We start from the raw sequence: 13,834 nt of genomic DNA on the forward strand, positions 1-13,834 counted from the left end.
GATCCGATTCAAAGGCGCAGGTGCGGTCTCTCTCCCGTTTTTCAGGGAGGGTGGAAAGGGAGCATCGCGGGCGGGCGCGTGTCCCGCACCAGCTGAAAGGAAGCTGTGATGTTGAAGCTCATCGCCAGCCGCATCGCCACCGCGATCCCGAGCCTGATCGGCGTGGTGATCGTGACCTTCATGCTTACCCGCGTGCTGCCGGGGGATGCCGCAGCCTATTTCGCCGGTCCTGCCGCCACCCCCCAGGCCATCGCCGAAATCCGCACCAAGCTCGGCCTCGACAAGCCGCTGCCCGTGCAGTTCGTCGACTATGTCTCCGCGCTGGCGAAAGGCGATCTCGGCTCCTCGCTCTCCACCGGCCAGCCGGTGGCGAGCGAGATCGCGAGCCGCCTGCCCGCCTCCGCCGAACTCACGCTCTCGGGGCTCATCCTGGCACTCGCCATTGCCATTCCGTTCGGCATCATGGCGGCGGTCAGGCAGGGCACCTGGATTGATCATGCCTGCCGCGTGATCACCACCGCCGGCGTGTCTCTGCCTGTGTTCTTCACCGGCCTGCTGCTGGTCTATGTGTTCTATTTCAAGCTCGGCTGGGCGCCGGCGCCGCTCGGGCGGCTGGATGTGTTCTACACGGCGCCGCCCACGGTCACCGGCTTCTATCTCATCGACAGCCTGATCGCCGGGGATTTCGAGACGTTCCGCTCAGCCGCCGCCCAATTGGCGATTCCGACGGTAACGCTCGCCATCTTCGCCCTTGCGCCGATCGCCCGCATCACGCGCGCCTCCATGCTCTCGGTGCTGTCGTCGGAATTCGTGCGCACGGCGCGCGCCGCGGGGTTGACGCCCTACAAGGTCATCATGGTCTATGCCTTCCGCAATGCCATGCTGCCGGTGATCACCACGCTCGGCATGGTGTTCTCCTTCCTGCTCGGCGCCAATGTGCTGGTGGAGAAGGTGTTCGCCTGGCCGGGCATCGGCTCCTATGCGGTCGAGGCGCTGATCTCCTCGGATTACGCACCTGTGCAGGGCTTCGTGCTCGCCATGGCCGTTCTCTACATCGTCCTCAATCTCGTGATCGACCTCGCCTACGGCGTCATCGATCCGCGCGCACGGAGCGAAGCATGACCCTCGCCAACCCGGCCGATCGCGGATCGGCATCTTCGTCGAGCGGCCTCGCCGCAACGCTGCGCCATGCGAAATATGTGATCTCGGAGAATCCGGTCACGGGCCTCGCCTTCGGCATGTTCCTTGTGCTGATCCTGGCGGCAGCCATCGGTCCCTATATCGTGCCGTACGATCCGCTCGCGAGCGACACCAAGGCGGCGCTCCAGGCGCCCTCCTGGGCCCATTGGTTCGGCACCGACCAGCTCGGCCGCGACATGTTCTCCCGCGTGATCGTCGCGACCCGGCTGGACATGGGCATCGCCATCTTCTCGGTGGCCCTGGTGTTCGCGGCGGGCGGCATCGCCGGCATCGCGGCCGGCTTCTTCGGCGGCTGGACGGACCGGATCGTCGGCCGCATCTCCGATACCATCATGGCCTTCCCGCTGTTCGTGCTGGCCATGGGCATTGTCGCGGCGCTGGGCAACACGGTGACCAATATCGTGATTGCCACCGCCATCATCAATTTCCCGCTCTATGCCCGCGTCGCGCGGGCGGAGGCGGCGATCCGCCGCCAGTCGGGCTTCATCCAGGCGGCGCGGCTCACCGGCAACAGCGAATGGCGCATCATGCTGACCCAGATCCTGCCCAACATCCTGCCCATCATGATGGTGCAGATGTCGCTGACCATGGGCTACGCCATCCTCAACGCCGCCGGCCTGTCCTTCATCGGCCTCGGCGTGCGGCCGCCCACCCCCGAATGGGGGATCATGGTGGCGGAAGGCTCGGCCTTCATCGTTTCCGGCGAATGGTGGATCGCGCTGTTTCCCGGCCTTGCGCTGATGTTTGCTGTGTTCTGCTTCAACCTGCTGGGTGACGGTCTGCGCGACATCGTCGATCCCCAGCGCCGCACCTGAGGGGGCGTGCCATGCATGGTGCGATCGATATGACGCAGGCCTCTACCCCAGCCCCCACCGAGGACGCGCGCGGCCCGCTGCTGGAGGTGCATCACCTCACGGTGGAGTTCGCCACCCGCAAGGGCATCGTGACGGCGGTCAAGCAAGTGGACCTGACCGTCCGCAAAGGCGAGACGGTGGGCATCGTGGGCGAGAGCGGATCCGGCAAGTCCGTGACATCCTACACCCTGATGCGCATCCTTGACCGGGCGGGGCGGATCGCGGAAGGCACCATCACCTTCTCCGGCATCGACGTCGCCAACGCCACGGAACGCACCATGCGCGACCTGCGCGGGCGGGAGATCTCCATGATCTTCCAGAACCCGCGCGCGGCGTTGAACCCGATCCGCAAGGTCGGCGACCAGATCGGCGACGTGCTGCTGCACCACCTTCAGGCCGAGCCGCGCAATGTGAAGGCCAAGGTGATCGAAATCCTGGAGCAGGTGCGCATCGCCCGGCCCGAGGAGCGCTATCACGCCTATCCGTTCGAGCTGTCGGGCGGCATGTGCCAGCGCATCGTGATCGCGCTCGCGCTCGCCTGCCAGCCGCAATTGCTGATCGCCGACGAGCCCACCACCGGCCTCGACGTGACCACCCAGAAGGCGGTGATGGACCTCGTGACCGAGCTGACGCGGGCGCGGGGCATGTCGACCATCCTCATCACCCACGATCTCGGCCTTGCCGCCACCTATTGCGACACGGTGGTGGTGATGGAGAAGGGCAAGGTGGTGGAAACCGCCCCGGCGGAACAGGTTTTCCGCGCCCCGCAGCATCCCTATACGCAGAAATTGGTGCGTGCGACGCCGCGGCCGGGGATTGCCCTGAGCGATCTGTTGCCGGAGGTGCCCGTTGTTTCTCCACTTCTCACCAAAGGCGAGAGTGCGGTGCCGCGGGCGGCGGGAGAGGGGGATCCGGTTTCATCGGCGATACCCGCAGCTCACCCCGCCGGGGAAAAGGGCATATCGGGAATGCCTCTCCTCAAGGTGGAAAACCTCCTGAAGGAATACCCGCGCCAGGGTGTCCCGACCGGAGTCTTCGCCGGCCTGATGGGCAAGAAGGCGCCACTCGAGGACGCCATCTTCCGTGCCGTGGACGGGCTCTCGTTCGAGGTGAAGAAGGGAGAGAGCGTCGGACTCGTTGGCGAGAGCGGATGCGGCAAGTCCACCACCTCCACCATTGTCATGCGGCTGATCGATGCCACGTCGGGCAAGATCACCTTTGACGGCACGGACATCGGCGCGATCCCTGCGAAGGAATTCGCGCACCATCCCATACGCCGGCGCATCCAGATGGTGTTTCAGGATCCGACCGATAGTCTCAATCCCCGCTACACGGCGGCGCGCGCTATCGCCGATCCGCTGCTGCGCATGGGCGAGAAGTTCGGCATTCGCGGCGCGGCGCAGATGCGTGCCAAGGTGGAGGAACTGGCCACAATGGCCGGCCTACCCCTGGACCTGCTGGACCGCTTCCCCCACCAGCTGTCCGGCGGGCAGAAGGCCCGCGTCGGCATCGCCCGCGCCATCGCCCTTAAGCCGGACCTGGTGATTTTGGACGAACCCACCGCCGCCCTTGACGTGTCCGTGCAGGCGGTGGTGCTGAACCTTCTGGAAGAACTGAAGCAGACGCTCGGCATGAGCTATCTCTTCGTCTCCCACGATCTGCACGTGGTGCGTCTGTTGTGCGACCGGGTCATCGTCATGCGCCAGGGCAAGATGGTGGAGGAGGGGACATCCGAGCAGGTGCTGGAAGCTCCCAAGGCCGCCTATACGCGCGAACTGATCGCCGCCATTCCCCATCCTCCGGCTTAGGGAGCTGATATGTCCCATCCTGTCGAAAGGACCATTCCCGCCGTGTCCGACGGGGCGCTGGAGCTCATGCTGGATGGCGCGATCGAAGCCTTCGCGCTGAAGATCGAGCCGGACTGGCGGAAGGAAGCCCTGGTCAACCTGCGGCTGATCGCGGACGCGGCCAATCTGGTGCGCGGCCTCGATCTCGGCGATGAGTTCGATCCTGCCCCGGTGTATCGCCCATGAACCTCGCCCTCGATCCCAAGGCGACGGCGGGCGTGCTGTCCGCATCCGCAACCGCCGCCGAAATCGCCGCCGCCGTCGCCGCCGGAACGGTCACCGCTCGAGCAGTGGTCGAGGCCGCGCTCGCGCGCATCGCCGCGCTCGACCCCAAGGTGAACGCCTTTACCGACGTGGTGGCGGCCCGTGCCCGCGCCCGTGCCGATGCCCTGGACGCCGCGCGCGCGAAGGGGGAAGCCCTGGGTCCGCTCGCGGGCGTACCGTTCGCCGTGAAGAATCTGTTCGACATTACCGGGCTGCCCACCCGTGCCGGCTCGAAGATCAATCGAGAACTGCCGCCCGCCACCCGCGATGCCACGCTTGTGGAGCGGCTGGAGGCTGCGGGCGCGGTGCTTGTGGGTGGGTTGAATATGGGCGAATACGCCTATGATTTCACCGGCGAGAATGTCCATGACGGCGCCTCGCGCAATCCCCATGCGCTCGACCATATGACGGGAGGCTCCTCAGGCGGTTCCGGTGCGGCTATCGCCGCGGGCGAGGTGCCTCTCGCGCTCGGCTCGGACACCAACGGCTCGATCCGCGTACCGTCGTCCTTGTGTGGCATTTTCGGGCTAAAGCCCACTTATGGTCGGCTCTCGCGCGCCCGCAGCTTTCCGTTCGTGTGCGCCTTCGATCATCTCGGGCCGTTCGCCCGCTCTGCGGCGGATCTCGCGCTCGCTTATGACGCCATGCAGGGCGCGGATGGCGATGATCCCGCGGTCGCCGATCAGCCGGTGGAACCGGCGTTTCCGAGCCTGAAGCAAGGGATCGGCGGGCTGCGCATCGCGGTCGCCGGCGGCTATTTCCGCCAGCGCGCCATGCCGGAAGCCCTGGCGGTGGTGGACAAGGTGGCGCAGGCGCTGGGCGCCACGCGCACCATTGATATTCCGGACGCGGCGCGCGCCCGTGCCTCGGCCTATATCATCACGGCCGCGGACGGGGCGGCGCTCCATGCCGAACGGCTGCGCACCCGCCCGCAGGATTACGACCCCGCCGTTCGGGACCGGCTGATCGCCGGGCTTGCCATACCCGCGGCCTGGACCACAGCAGCGCAGCGCTTCCGCCGCCATTTCCGCGCGCAGATGCTGGCCCTTTTCGAAAATGTGGACATCCTGCTCGCCCCGGCGACCCCGACGCGCGCGCCCAAGCTCGGCCAGAAGACCTTCGTTCTTGATGGGATCACCTTGCCGGTGCGCCCCAATCTCGGTCTTTTCACCCAGCCGATTTCCTTCATCGGCCTGCCGGTGGCGGCGGTGCCCGTGTGGCTCGACGACGGACTTCCCCTCGCCGTGCAGGTCATCGCACCGCCGTGGCGCGAGGATCTCGCGCTGCGGGTCGCCTATGAACTCGAAGCCCGCGGCATCGCCCGCGCGCCTGTCGCATCGCTTTAGGAGCGCGCATGGAGATCGATATCCCCGAAGTCGTGGCCGAGGTCGCCGAAGCCTTCGCGCGCTACGAGGCTGCGCTGGTTGAAAATGATGTGCCGGCGCTGGAAGACCTGTTCTTTGACGATCCACGCACCATTCGATACGGCGGCGGGGAGAATCTCTACGGCATGGACGCCATCCGTGCGTTCCGCCGGGCCCGCTCGCCTGCCGGGCTCACGCGCACGCTCAGCGGCACCGTCATCACCACTTATGGCCGGGATTTCGCCATCGCCTCGACTCTGTTCGCACGCGATTCCACGCCGGGGCAGATCGGACGCCAGCAGCAGAGCTGGGTGCGTTTTCCTCACGGTTGGAAGGTGGTGGCGGCTCATGTCAGCAGCATTCCCCGGCCGCCCGACGATGCGCCCTGATTGCCTCAGGCAAGATCTTTTCCCCGTGTCCCACGAATCCGGTAGCGTCGTGTCATGACCTTTCCAGCATCCTCCACCGAGGCGGCTGCGCGCGTCGCGCGGCCCCGTCGGCGCCGCGCCCAGACGAGGAGTGTGACGCGCACCGAGGAATTGCGGCTGCAGATCGCCGACGACATCGTGGGGGGCCGCATCGCACCCGGGACCCCGCTGGAGGAGATGGAGATCGCCCGCCGCTACGGCGTCTCCCGCACGCCGGTGCGTGAGGTCATTCGCGATCTTGCCGCCTCGGGCCTTGTGGAGACCCGGCCCCATCGCAGCGCTTTGGTGGCGAAGCCGAGCTTTGAGCGGTTGCGGGGCATGTTTGACGTCATGGCCGAGCTAGAGGCTCTGTGCGCCGGGCTGTGCGCGCTGCATATGACGCGGACGGAGCGCGGCCAATTACAAGCCATCCATGCGGATCTGGCCGACCTGACGCGCAGGGGCGACGAAACCAATTACAGCTTCCTGAACGAGCGCTTCCATACCTTCCTGTATGGCGGGGCGCACAATGATTATCTCGCCGAGATCACGCTTGCGACGCGCGCCCGGCTGCAGCCCTTCCGGCGGGCGCAGTTCCGCAATCTCGGCCGCCTCGCGCTCTCCTATGCGGAGCATGACCAAGTGGTGACGGCCATACTGCGCGGCGACAAGGCGGAGGCTGCGAACGCCATGCGCGCCCACATCATTACGGTCGAGATCGCGTATGAGCGCTACGCGGAAAGCGTGTGAGGCCGCAGCCTGGCGGCCTCACATTTTTGATCAGGCTGACTTTGCGGCCAGGCTCTCCATATAGGTGCGGAAGCCGCCGAAGGCGGTGATATCGACGCAGCCTTGCACGCCCGCCACCTCCGCGAGGAAGCCGGCGACGCGCGTCCCATCGGCTAAGATGACGCTGCCGAGTCCGAGCGGCGCGGGAATCTGCGCGAGCAGGCGGCCGACCCCCTCGAACGGCAGGGACCAAACCTCGCCGGCGAGCGATGCTCCACCCTCGCCGATACGGGTGACACCCGGACGGGGGACGCCGCCGGACAGCAGAGACATACGATAAAGCGGGGCGGTGTTGACCGTGCCCACCAGCCGCCCGCCGAGGGCGACCAACTCCCCGTTCAGCCCCATGCCGGACAGATGGGCGCCAAACACGCAGACATCGAGCCTGCCCGGTTCAGCCTCGAGGGTGACCGGCGCGACTGGCGGGGCGGTTTCCCCGGTTGCGCCCAAGGGCAGGCCGGTGGAGGCTGCGAAGGCGCGGGCGATGGTAGCGAGCTTGGCGTCGTTGCCCGCGGGAGCCAGGAGTGTGATGCCATACGGCACGCCACTTGCGGCGATTGCGGCCGGCACGGCGGTGCCGCACATGTCCAGCAGATTGACGAAATTGGTGTAGGTGCCGTTGCGCGAATTGAGGCGGATCGGGTCTGCCAGCACGGCGTCCAGCGTATAGGCCGTGGGCGCGGTAGGCAGGACGATGGCATCGAGCGATGCGAGCACCGGCTTAACCTTCGCCTTTAACTCCTGAAGGCGGTACAGGGCGCGGAATAGATCCGCCGCCGATCCCTTGGCGCCCGCCTCGGTGATGGTGCGCGTCACCGGATGCACCGCATCCGGATTGGTGGTGAGCAGCTTTTCCGCGACGATCCAGCGCTCGGCGACCCAGGGACCTTCATAAAGCAGCCGTGCCGTCTCGGCGAAGGGCGTGTAGTCGAATTCAACCAGTTCCGCACCCGACGCCCGCAGCCGATCAAGCGCGTCCTCGTAAGCCTTTGCGGCGTCTTCATCGCCGAAGAATTCGCGTTGGGCGACCGGCAGGATGCCGAGCACCGGTGCCGACGGCGCGGCCATCGGTTCAAGCGGCAAGGCACGCGAGAACGCGTCCGTGGGATCGAAACCGGCCATCACCTGAAGCGCTGCCATGGCATCGTCCACGGTCAGTGCGAAGACCGAGATAGCATCGAGCGTGCGACAGGCTGGCACGAGGCCGGTGTTGGGCACGAGGCCGAGGCTCGGCTTCACGCCCACGATGTTCTGAAGCATGGCCGGAACCCGGCCCGAGCCGGCGGTGTCCGTGCCCAGCGCCAGCGGCACGATGCCGGCGGAGACCGCCGAGGCCGAGCCCGAGGAAGAACCGCCCGGCACGAGGTCGGCTTTGAAGGCATTGCGCGGAATGCCATAGGGCGAGCGCGTGCCGACAAGGCCGGTGGCGAATTGATCGAGATTGGTCTTGCCGATGATGAGCGCACCCGCCGCCTTGAGGCGAGCGATCACAGTGGCATCGGCGGTCGGCTCATAAGCGAAGGCGGGGCAGGCGGCCGTGGTGGGCAGGCCGGCAACGTCGATATTGTCCTTCACCGCGATGGGAATGCCGTAGAGCGGCAGGCTGGTGTCGCCATCGCGCTCCAGCGCGGCCGCGTCCGCCAGCACGTCCGTTTCAGGGCGCAGGGTAATGAAGATCGCCGGATCGTCATGAGCGGCGATACGCGCATAGGTCTGGCGCACCGTGTCGCTGGGAGAGCGTGATCCTTGGCGATGGGCAGCGAGAAGACTGGCGACCGTGGGCATGCGGAACTCCGAAGCATATTCGCCATGAGCTAAGCAGGAACCGGGCCACACATGGCGTTTAAAACCCCCGTGCCGCGCGCCTCCGCAAAGACGCGCGGACGCTGGAAAAGCGAATACCGGCCGGAGGCCATGCATGCCATTCAGCGGCTGGCAGAGCCGCCAAACGCGCATGTAGAATGTCTATTTAATATTCATATGCTTATTAAATAGACTTATAAACCGCCATTGCATGCATATGACGGCTTGACCGGATTGGATGGCGTGACGCCCGGGGGCGTAGCGGGCGATGTCGTGGGCGGCGCGGGCTCGATGACCGTCGGCACGTTGGCCGGCGCGGTTTCGGTCGGATCCGGCGTGCCGCGGCCGGAAAACATGACCGCCGCCGTCATGGCCGCAACCAGGACGACGGCGCCCACTGTGAGGGTTGTGCCGCGAGACATGTGGCTCCTCCAGAGCTGTTTGACCTAACGTTATCAACGCCGGAGGAGCGGTCTGGTTCATTGCGCCTGGATGCCGCGCCTGTCCGGCTCCGGCATCGGGCTGTCTCAGTCGCGGAAGACCACGGTCTTGTGGCCGTTGGGAATGACCCGGTCCTGCAAATGCCAGGAGAGCGCGCGGGCCAACACCCGGCGCTCGATATCGCGACCCTTGCGGACCAGGTCGTCCGGGCTGTCCTGGTGACTGATGCGCTCCACGTCCTGTTCGATGATCGGCCCTTCGTCCAGGTCGGAGGTCACGTAGTGGGCAGTGGCGCCGATCAGCTTCACGCCGCGCAGATGGGCCTGATGATAGGGCTTGGCGCCCTTGAAGCCGGGCAGGAAGGAATGATGGATGTTGATGCACTTGCCGGACAGTTTCGCCGAGAGCCCATCCGAGAGCACCTGCATGTAGCGCGCAAGCACGGCCAGATCCGAGCGCGTCGACTGGAACAGGCTCCAGATCTGAGTTTCCTGCTCCAGCTTGGTCGCTTTGGTCACCGGCAGATGGTGGAACGGGATGCCGTCGAAATCGAGATGGGCGTAGGTCTCGCGCGGATGGTTGGAGACGATGCCCGTCACATCCATGGGGATTTCGCCGATGCGCCAGCGGTAGAGCAGGTCCGCGAGGCAATGATCGAATTTGGACGCGAGCAGCAGAACGCGGCGCTTCTCGTTCTGGGAGCGCAGCGTCCATTGAAGGTTGAGAGGCTGCGCCACTTCCTCGAACTGGGTCCGGATCGTGGATAGGGCTGTATCGCCCTCCACCACGTTGAACACGACGCGCATGAAGAAACGGCCGCTTTCCGTGTCGTCGAATTGCTGGGCTTCCAGAATGTTGCAGCCGTGCTGGAACAGGAAGGTCGATACGCCCGCGACGATACCGGGGCGGTTGGGACAGGAAAAAGCGAGAACGAATTGGTCCGAAGGCGTGGTCATGGGACATCCATCACGTCGAAGAGGAATTCAGGAGCGAAGCGGAAAGCGCGCGGCGCGCCGCCTTCAACCTCGCCCGGTGCCCATGAGCTGGATGCCGAATTCCCCGCCCGCCCCGACGAGTGCCCGCAGAAAGGCCGGCCCGAAAGAGCGCGGCACCGCGAAACGATAGGTGGGCGCCGCATCGGCCTGCCAGATCAGCAAGGGGATCAGCGCCACCAGGGTCGCGGCGGCATCGCCGGCCTTGAAGATGCTGGGGTCGAGATCAACTGGCACCAGCTTGGCGAGGGTTTCTCTGGTGCGCGGACCGGAAAGCTGGATCACCACTTGCCCGTCGCTCTGGTCGGTGAGCGCGGCGGCTTTGCCGAGTGCATGCGCGAGGCGCGCCAGCAACGGGTCGCCGGTGATGCCTTCGGCGACCGCCAGGAAGCGGCCCGGGCCGGTGCCGATCAAGGTCAGGTCTCCGGCGGATGCGGCGCGCGGTCCGCGTGGCAATGCGATGCCGAGACGCTCGCGCGCGATTTCCGCCACCGTTTCAAGCCCGTCCCGGCGCACCACCACCTGGGCGAGCGCGACCGCGCTGATCACTGAAGCAACGACGCCGGGCGCACCCACGTGTGCGCCGTAATGCCCTTCGGGCACGAACGCACTTGCGGGAATTTCAGCAAGAAGCTCAGACACGCAGCCGCTCCCCTTCCGGATCGACGAAGCCGGGATCGCATACTTCCACCTCGATGTCGCCACCCCGGACCGGGTCATAGGCGCGCACCTTCTGCCCGATCCGCGCCCGTCCCCCCTTGAGGAAGCCAAGGCCTATCCAATGGCCCAGACTTGGCGAATAGGCGACCGAGCTCATATAGCCTTCGTCGTTTTCCATCACCGCCGCAGCGCCGAGGGGCAGGAAGTGAGCACCAGCCCGCAGCCGTTGTACGCGGTCCACCGGCTTGAAACCGATGAAGCTCGGACGGTCCGGATCGGCGAAGGCGGGCCGCGTGGCCATGACGCGGCCGATATAATCCTTCTTCACCGACGCCATCTTGCCCAGGCCGAGGTCGCGGGCGCTGGTCTGCCCGGTCAGTTCGTTGCCGGAGACATGCCCCTTCTCGATCCGCATCACGCCGAGCGCCTCGGTGCCGTAGGGCGTGATGCCGAACGGCTCGCCCGCCGCCATCAGCGCGCGGGTCAGCGCCTCGCCTTGGCGCGCCGGCACCGCGATCTCGTAACCCAGCTCCCCGGAGAAGGAGAGGCGGAAGATGCGCGCCTTCACGCCGCCGATCACCTTGCCTTCCACCACGCCCATGAAGGGCAGGTTGCCATTGGAAACGTCCAAAGGCGCATCCACCACCTTGGCCAGCACCTCGCGGGATTTCGGGCCGGCGATGGCAATCTGTGCCCATTGCTCGGAGATGGAGGCAAGTTGAACGTCCAGCTCCGGCCACAGCACCTGGAGGCAGAATTCAAGGTGCTGATAGACCTTGGCGGCGTTGGCTGTGGTGGTGGTCATCACGTAATGGTCGTCGGCGAGCCGCGCCGTGGTGCCGTCGTCCATCACGAGGCCGTCCTCGCGCAGCATCACGCCATAGCGCGCCTTGCCCACGGCGAGGGTGGAGAAGGTGTTGATATAGACCCGGTCGAGAAAGGCGCCGACATCGCTCCCCTGGAGATCGATCTTGCCGAAGGTGGAGACATCGATCAGGCCGACGGAAGAGCGCACCGCTTTCACTTCCCGGGTGACGGCTTCCAGCCAGTCTGTTTCGCCGGGTTTGGGGAAATATTGGGCGCGCAGCCAAAGGCCGGTTTCCACGAAGACCGCGCCCTGCTTTTTCGCCCAGTCGTGGGTTGGGGTGGGCCGCGTCGGGCGGAAATCCTTGTCGCGATGGTGGCCCGCGAGCGCGCCCAAAGCCACCGGCGTGAAGGGCGGGCGGAACAGGGTGGTGCCGGTCTCGCCTATGCCCTGGCCGGTCAGTTCGGCCATGATGGCGAGTCCCGCCATGTTGGAGGACTTGCCTTGGTCGGTGGCCATGCCGAGCGTGGTGTAGCGCTTTAGCAATTCAACCGCCCGGAAGCCCTCCTTGTAAGCGATGGCAATATCCTTGGCCGATACGTCATTCTGGAAATCTACGAAAGCGAGGCCCTTCGAGCCCTGCACGTGCCAGAAGGCGGAGAAGGAGGTCGGCGTATCGACCGTCTTCGGCTGTGGCGCGGGCGTTGCCGTGAAGCCGGCAGCGCTGGCCGCGGCAGCGCCGTGTTCGGCGCCGGTGGCGAAGCATTCGGCCAGCGAAAACCACCCCGCTGCCGCCCCGGCGACGCTGAGCGCCGGCGGGGTGGTCTCGGGCACGAAGGCGGCGCGCGCGACATCATATTTCGGCCGTCCGCCGAAATAGCTGGCCAGCGCGAGATTGGGCGTCGCCCCGCCCGAAATGCCCAGCACTTCTGCCCGAAGCGTCTCGGTCGCGCCCCTGGTGCGAACCGTGACGGACGAGAGGCTCTTGCCTGACGTGGCGGTCACCTCACCGTGGGTGATGACGCGGATATTGCGGGCTTTGGCGCCGTCCGCTAGTGCAGCGGCCACGTGCTCGCGCACATCGACGATCGCGGATAGCTTTACCCCCGCATCGGCAGCGTCGAAGGCGGCGCTCCAGGCGTGGTCGTTGTTGGCGAACACCACGGCATTGGCGCCAGGAGACACGGCATAGCGCACTGCATAAGTGCGCAGCGCCTGAGCTGACATGACGCCCGGCCGGTCGTTGCCGCCGAACACGATGGGCCGGTCGAACGCTCCGGCGCACAAAACGGCGCGCGTCGCGATAATCTTCCAATAGCGCTGGCGCGGCTGGAACGGCGCCGGTACCGGCAGGTGATCACCCACCCGCTCCAGCGCGCCGTAGGTGCCGCCGTCATAGATGCCGAATACGGTGGTGCGTGGCATCACGCGGACATTGGGAAGCGCGGCGAGTTCGGCGCATACCCGCGCAAGGAATTCGGCGGGCGGGGCGTCATCGATCGGGGTACGCTCGCTGTTCAGCTTGCCGCCGAGGATCACGTCCTCGTCCGCCAGGATCACCCGCGCCCCCGCGCGTCCCGCCGTGAGGGCTGCGAGGAGGCCCGACGGACCACCGCCGATTACTAGCACATCGCAGAACGCGAATGCCTTCTCGTAGCTGTCCGGGTCCGCCTCTTCCGCCGCCCGCCCGAGCCCAGCGGCGCGGCGGATTGCAGGTTCGTAGAGCTTTTCCCATAGCGCCGCCGGCCACATGAAGGTCTTGTAGTAGAAGCCCGCGCCGAGGAAGGGCGAGAGCCATTGGTTTGCGCTCAGCAGATCCAACGCGAGCGAAGGCCAGCGGTTCTGGCTGGTGGCCTCCAGGCCTTCGTACAATTCCGCCATGGTGGCGCGGGTGTTGGGTTCGCGCCGGGCACCGGTGCGCAATTCCACGAGCGCATTCGGCTCTTCGGAGCCGGCGGAATAGATGCCGCGCGGGCGGTGATATTTGAACGAACGGCCCACCAGCCGTACGTCGTTGGCCAGCAGCGCCGAGGCGAGCGTATCGCCGGCGAAACCTGTGTACGGCTTGCCGTCGAAGGTGAAGGACAGTGGCTTGGCGCGGTCGATCAGGCCACCGGATGACAGGCGGCTCACGAAGTTACCTCGCCAGCCTTGGGGCGCGCAAAGCGGGCTCTTGAAATGGCATGGGTGCGGGTGTCGCGCTCAACCACCAGCCACTGCCGGCAGCCGGCCGCGTGATACCAAAGCTCCTCGTGTGGCCCGGCGGGATTTTCGCGCAGATAGACGTATCGGAAGAACGCCTCTTGCGCGTCCGCGGCTTCGGGGTCGGGCCGCTTGAGCGTGGCATCTCCGAGATAAGAGAATTCGTGGGCGTCGCGGGACCCGCAATAGGGACAGGGAATGCGCAT

General features: G+C 66.1%; 12 protein-coding genes. 7 read left to right on the forward strand and 5 right to left on the reverse strand.

Translation table 11 applies throughout. The features are described 5' to 3' along the window. The first annotated feature begins 108 nt into the window (after positions 1-108). Genes V5F68_RS06865 through V5F68_RS06895 form a run of 7 tightly spaced genes read left to right on the forward strand, consistent with a single transcriptional unit; the run spans position 109 to position 6,686 of the window. Positions 109-1,122: an ABC transporter permease gene (locus V5F68_RS06865; protein WP_348846327.1), complete on the forward strand. Its 1,014-nt coding sequence runs from the start codon at positions 109-111 to the stop codon at positions 1,120-1,122. After that, positions 1,119-2,015 carry an ABC transporter permease gene (locus V5F68_RS06870; RefSeq protein ID WP_394013896.1) on the forward strand — a complete coding sequence of 299 codons (897 nt, stop codon included), beginning with the start codon at positions 1,119-1,121 and terminating at the stop codon, positions 2,013-2,015. The genes V5F68_RS06865 and V5F68_RS06870 overlap by 4 nt, the downstream gene beginning before the upstream one ends. A 29-nt stretch (positions 2,016-2,044) precedes the next feature. After that, positions 2,045-3,862 (forward strand): dipeptide ABC transporter ATP-binding protein, encoded by a 1,818-nt coding sequence (locus V5F68_RS06875; protein WP_394013998.1) that lies wholly within the window; start codon positions 2,045-2,047, stop codon positions 3,860-3,862. Positions 3,863-3,871: 9 nt separating this feature from the next. Continuing rightward, on the forward strand, positions 3,872-4,087 hold the full coding sequence (locus tag V5F68_RS06880) for an AtzG-like protein (protein ID WP_394013897.1): 216 nt from the start codon (positions 3,872-3,874) through the stop codon (positions 4,085-4,087). Continuing rightward, on the forward strand, positions 4,084-5,511 hold the full coding sequence (locus V5F68_RS06885) for an AtzE family amidohydrolase (RefSeq protein ID WP_394013898.1): 1,428 nt from the start codon (positions 4,084-4,086) through the stop codon (positions 5,509-5,511). Before V5F68_RS06880 ends, V5F68_RS06885 begins: the two co-directional genes overlap by 4 nt. A gap of 8 nt (positions 5,512-5,519) precedes the next feature. Further along, positions 5,520-5,918, forward strand: coding sequence for an oxalurate catabolism protein HpxZ (hpxZ, locus tag V5F68_RS06890; RefSeq protein ID WP_394013899.1), 399 nt, complete (start codon positions 5,520-5,522; stop codon positions 5,916-5,918). A gap of 54 nt (positions 5,919-5,972) precedes the next feature. Further along, complete coding sequence (locus V5F68_RS06895) at positions 5,973-6,686, forward strand: GntR family transcriptional regulator (RefSeq protein WP_394013900.1); 714 nt, start codon at positions 5,973-5,975, stop codon at positions 6,684-6,686. 30 nt (positions 6,687-6,716) lie between these two features. On the opposite strand, the gene atzF is transcribed toward V5F68_RS06895, so the two are convergent. The 5 genes from atzF to V5F68_RS06920 all read right to left on the reverse strand — a co-directional run bounded on the left by atzF (position 6,717) and on the right by V5F68_RS06920 (position 13,834). Further along, the gene (gene atzF / locus V5F68_RS06900; RefSeq protein ID WP_394013901.1) at positions 6,717-8,510 is read right to left on the reverse strand and encodes an allophanate hydrolase; all 1,794 of its coding nucleotides are present in this window, start codon (positions 8,508-8,510) and stop codon (positions 6,717-6,719) included. Between the two features lie 545 nt (positions 8,511-9,055). Then, the gene (gene purU / locus V5F68_RS06905) at positions 9,056-9,925 is read right to left on the reverse strand and encodes a formyltetrahydrofolate deformylase (RefSeq protein ID WP_394013902.1); all 870 of its coding nucleotides are present in this window, start codon (positions 9,923-9,925) and stop codon (positions 9,056-9,058) included. Between the two features lie 63 nt (positions 9,926-9,988). Then, the gene (locus tag V5F68_RS06910; RefSeq protein WP_394013903.1) at positions 9,989-10,603 is read right to left on the reverse strand and encodes a sarcosine oxidase subunit gamma; all 615 of its coding nucleotides are present in this window, start codon (positions 10,601-10,603) and stop codon (positions 9,989-9,991) included. Beyond that, positions 10,596-13,559 (reverse strand): sarcosine oxidase subunit alpha family protein, encoded by a 2,964-nt coding sequence (locus V5F68_RS06915; protein WP_394013904.1) that lies wholly within the window; start codon positions 13,557-13,559, stop codon positions 10,596-10,598. Before V5F68_RS06915 ends, V5F68_RS06910 begins: the two co-directional genes overlap by 8 nt. Continuing rightward, positions 13,556-13,834: a sarcosine oxidase subunit delta gene (locus tag V5F68_RS06920; protein WP_394013906.1), complete on the reverse strand. Its 279-nt coding sequence runs from the start codon at positions 13,832-13,834 to the stop codon at positions 13,556-13,558. Before V5F68_RS06920 ends, V5F68_RS06915 begins: the two co-directional genes overlap by 4 nt.

The sequence above is a fragment of the Roseixanthobacter pseudopolyaromaticivorans genome (assembly GCF_043195145.2).
Lineage (GTDB): Bacteria > Pseudomonadota > Alphaproteobacteria > Rhizobiales > Xanthobacteraceae > NCEH01.

What these genes read in the sequence shown, in the direction of transcription:
- atzF (WP_394013901.1), bottom strand. Translation starts at nt 8,510, where the DNA reads ATGCCCACGGTCGCCAGTCTTCTCGCTGCCCATCGCCAAGGATCACGC.
- V5F68_RS06885 (WP_394013898.1), top strand. Translation starts at nt 4,084, where the DNA reads ATGAACCTCGCCCTCGATCCCAAGGCGACGGCGGGCGTGCTGTCCGCA.
- hpxZ (WP_394013899.1), top strand. Translation starts at nt 5,520, where the DNA reads ATGGAGATCGATATCCCCGAAGTCGTGGCCGAGGTCGCCGAAGCCTTC.
- V5F68_RS06865 (WP_348846327.1), top strand. Translation starts at nt 109, where the DNA reads ATGTTGAAGCTCATCGCCAGCCGCATCGCCACCGCGATCCCGAGCCTG.
- V5F68_RS06880 (WP_394013897.1), top strand. Translation starts at nt 3,872, where the DNA reads ATGTCCCATCCTGTCGAAAGGACCATTCCCGCCGTGTCCGACGGGGCG.
- V5F68_RS06870 (WP_394013896.1), top strand. Translation starts at nt 1,119, where the DNA reads ATGACCCTCGCCAACCCGGCCGATCGCGGATCGGCATCTTCGTCGAGC.
- purU (WP_394013902.1), bottom strand. Translation starts at nt 9,925, where the DNA reads ATGACCACGCCTTCGGACCAATTCGTTCTCGCTTTTTCCTGTCCCAAC.
- V5F68_RS06895 (WP_394013900.1), top strand. Translation starts at nt 5,973, where the DNA reads ATGACCTTTCCAGCATCCTCCACCGAGGCGGCTGCGCGCGTCGCGCGG.
- V5F68_RS06920 (WP_394013906.1), bottom strand. Translation starts at nt 13,834, where the DNA reads ATGCGCATTCCCTGTCCCTATTGCGGGTCCCGCGACGCCCACGAATTC.
- V5F68_RS06875 (WP_394013998.1), top strand. Translation starts at nt 2,045, where the DNA reads ATGACGCAGGCCTCTACCCCAGCCCCCACCGAGGACGCGCGCGGCCCG.